The following is a 3,341-nucleotide window of genomic DNA, read 5'->3' on the forward strand; positions in this document are numbered from 1 at the left end:
CCAGCCGCGTGGCGGCGATCGACGCAGGGCCAGCCGCGCCGCCGGCTGAGTCCCGCCGCCGACCGATCAGCCGCCGGCCGTCACCCGAACACGGTGATGGTCTGGCGGCTGATCGCCGTCAGGGCCCCGTCCGGTCGCCACATCATGGCGTGGGTGTGCGCGTACCCGTCGCGGGAGGCATCGGTGGTCGCCTCGTAGGCGAACAGCGCCTCCGGCGGGATCGTGTCGGGGCCGATCTCCGCCACCAGCTCCAGCGTCCAGGTCAGGCTGCTGGCGGGTGCGAACCCGGACAGCATCTGGATGGTCGCGGGCGGCCACGCGTCCGCGAGCACCAGCAGATGCTCCTCGTGTAACTCCTCCGGGGCCTCGCGCAGCTGCGCCCAGCCCGAGAGGTCTCCGGTCTCGGCTCCGCTGAACGGTAGGGCGCCGCCGAACTGCCTCAACGCGAGGAACTTGTAGAACTCCGGGGTCATCTTCTCGATGTAGGGGAACGGCTCGATGGTCCCGGGCTCGGGCAACTCCGGCATGGGATGCCTCGGGGGCACGACGATGGTCGACTCGCGGTGCTTCCCGAACGCCGCGAGCGCCGTGGCGACGATCGCTCCGTCCTGCCGCAGCGTGGCCTGGGCCTGCGTCACGTTCTTCCCGACCCGCAGGATCTCGGCGTGGACCTCGACCGGGCCCGGCGTGGCGGGACCGACGAACGAGACGGTGAACGACCTCAACGGATGTAAAGACCCCGGCCCCGCCCCCGACCCGGCCACGTCCCTGAGCCGCCCCTTGATCGACGCGAGGAGCAGGGCCCCGGTCAGGCCTCCGTAGATCGCGCGGCCCTGCGTCCAACCGTCCGTGATCTCGACGCTCCCGCCGCGCGAGGCGGACTCCAGCATGCTCTTCAGCGACATGCCGGACAGTCTGCCAAAGCGGTCAGCGGACCAGTTGGGGGCGCCCCTTGTTCCGGAACGCGGCCAGGGCCGTCGCCAGGCCCGGCATCTGCGGCATCCGGTCGAACATCCTCTCGCTGCGCGTCTCCGCCGCGTCGTCGGCGGTCCGGTGCAGGTACCGGTCGGGCAGCGAGAGTCGGGCGATGGTGCGCCATGACTGCAGGTACTGCTTCCACAGCGGCCCGCTCACGTACGGCAGGTCGTACCGCTCGCACAGGTCGCGGACCCGCAGCGAGATCTCGGAGTACCGGTTGGACGGCAGGTCGGGGAACATGTGGTGCTCGATCTGAAACGACAGGTTGCCCGACATGAGGTTCATGACGGGGCCGCCGTCGAGGTTGGCGCTGCCGAGCATCTGGCGCAGGTACCACTCGGCCTGCGTCTCGTTCTTGACGTCCTTGGGGGTGAACTTCTCCGCCCCGTCCGGGAAGTGCCCGCAGAAGATCACCGCATTGGTCCAGATGTTGCGGAGGATGTTCGCGGTGACGGTGGCGGTGAGCGCCTGACGGCCGGACGGCCCCGCGAGCACGGGGAACAGGACGTAGTCCTTGAGGACCTGTTTGCCCGCCTTCCGCAGGAACGCCTTGGCTGTGCGCCGGTCGGCGGGCGTGGCGCCGGAACCCGGGAACGCGTCCTGGAATCGCACGTGCTGCAGCCCGATCCCCCACTCGAACCCAAGCATCAGCACGGTGTTGACCAGGAGGTTGGCGGAGTACCTGGGCTCCCACGGCACATCGCGCGTGACCCGCAGGACGCCGAACCCCACGTCATCGTCCAACCCGACGATGTTGGTGAACTTGTGGTGCAGGTAGTTGTGGGTGTGCTTCCAGTCCGCGGAGCTACCGACCAGGTCCCACTCCCAGGTGGTGGAGTGGATCTCCGGATCGTTCATCCAGTCCCACTGTCCGTGCAGGACGTTGTGCCCGATCTCCATGTTCTCGAGGATCTTGGCCACGGCCAGGCCGCCCGTGCCGAGCGCCCAGGCCGTGCGGTTCCGGGCGCCCAGGTACAGGACGGCACGGGCTCCCAGCTCGATCCCCCGCTGCAGCCGGATCACGCTGTGGATGTAGCGGTAGTCCCGCTCCCCGCGCGAGGCGATCACGTCGGCCCTGATCGCGTCGAGTTCCCGCCCCAGCTCGTCGATCTGCTCGGGAGAGAGGTGCGCGTACTCGCCTACATCAGAAATGGCCATGGATCAACTCTAGGCCTGACTGGTACCCATGGCTACCCGTGAGTAGGCACGCGCTGGGAATACGTGACCAACGGCACTGGGCGACCGGCATCTCAGTCACTCCAGGCCCGGCGCAACACTTCCAGCGTGCCGTGGACACGCTCGCGGGTCGACCCCACGGGGGCGATCATCAGCTCGTCCGCGCCCGCGCGCTCGGCGAAGTCCCGCAGGTAATCGCGCACCTCGGGGCCGTCCCCCACGGCGGTGTAGGTGATCATGTGCAGGATCTGGCGACCGGCTGCCGACTCCATCACCATGTCCAGCTCCTCGTCCGAGAAGTGGCGCCCGCGTCCGGCCATCAGCTTCACGCGCTGACGGCGATACCAGTGCAGCTCGCGGGCCGCGCGCCCGGTGTCGTCGTCGGCCACCACGTTGACCGCGGCGATCATGTACGGCTCGGCCAGCTGGTCGCTGGGCTCGAACCGGTCGCGGTACACCGCCGAGGCCTGCTCGAGCGCATCGGGCGCGAAGTGCGAGGCGAACGCGTACGGCAGGCCGAACTTCGCGGCGAGCTGGGCGCCGAACAACGACGATCCGAGGATGTAGAGCGGAACTCTGGTGCCACGTCCGGGCGTCGCGGTGATCCCACGGGTGCGGGCGAGATCCGACGGCGAGTCCCCCAGGAATGCCTGCAGCTCACGCACGTCGTCGGGGAAGTGCTCGGCGGCCGACGGCTCGCGACGCAAGGCGCGGAACGTCTGCGGGTCGGTGCCGGGCGCGCGCCCCAGCCCCAGGTCGATCCTGTCCGGGTGCAACTCTGCCAATGTGCCGAACTGTTCGGCGATCACGAGCGGCGAGTGGTTGGGCAGCATCACCCCACCGGAGCCCAGGCGGATCCGCTCGGTCTGGGAGGCGATGTGCGCCATGAGCACCGCAGGCGCGGAGGAGGCGATGGACCCCATGTTGTGGTGCTCGGAGTACCAGACCCTCTCGTAGTCCAGCTCCTCCGCCCTGCGCGCCAACGCCACCGAGTCCTGCAGCGCCTCCCCGACGGACTGACCGGGGCGGACGGAGGCGAAATCGATCACGGACAGGGGCATCGGGGAGGGGGTCATGACCGGTCCAACCCACGCCCCGCGGGACCTATTCCGTCCCGTGTCCGGCCGGGGGCGGCACACTGGGGGTATGTCCGCACCCGGCTCCAGTTCCAGTTCCAGTTCCAGTTC

The 3,341-nt window shown here is 69.2% G+C and carries 3 protein-coding genes; all 3 read right to left on the reverse strand.

The window, feature by feature from the left end:
- Positions 1-80 precede the first annotated feature (80 nt).
- Positions 81-905, reverse strand: coding sequence for a thioesterase family protein (locus G6020_RS04495; protein WP_182609810.1), 825 nt, complete (start codon positions 903-905; stop codon positions 81-83).
- Positions 906-927: 22 nt separating this feature from the next.
- Positions 928-2,136 (reverse strand): acyl-CoA desaturase, encoded by a 1,209-nt coding sequence (locus G6020_RS04500; protein WP_182609811.1) that lies wholly within the window; start codon positions 2,134-2,136, stop codon positions 928-930.
- Positions 2,137-2,228: 92 nt separating this feature from the next.
- On the reverse strand, positions 2,229-3,230 hold the full coding sequence (locus G6020_RS04505; protein WP_182609812.1) for an LLM class flavin-dependent oxidoreductase: 1,002 nt from the start codon (positions 3,228-3,230) through the stop codon (positions 2,229-2,231).
- Positions 3,231-3,341: the final 111 nt, after the last annotated feature.

Origin of the sequence: Dietzia sp. B19, from assembly GCF_014145155.1 — a bacterium.
Lineage (GTDB): Bacteria > Actinomycetota > Actinomycetes > Mycobacteriales > Mycobacteriaceae > Dietzia > Dietzia natronolimnaea.

Bases quoted from the DNA above. Each gene is read 5' to 3' on its own strand.
- G6020_RS04495 (WP_182609810.1), bottom strand. From the start codon at position 905: ATGTCGCTGAAGAGCATGCTGGAGTCCGCCTCGCGCGGCGGGAGCGTC.
- G6020_RS04505 (WP_182609812.1), bottom strand. From the start codon at position 3,230: ATGACCCCCTCCCCGATGCCCCTGTCCGTGATCGATTTCGCCTCCGTC.
- G6020_RS04500 (WP_182609811.1), bottom strand. From the start codon at position 2,136: ATGGCCATTTCTGATGTAGGCGAGTACGCGCACCTCTCTCCCGAGCAG.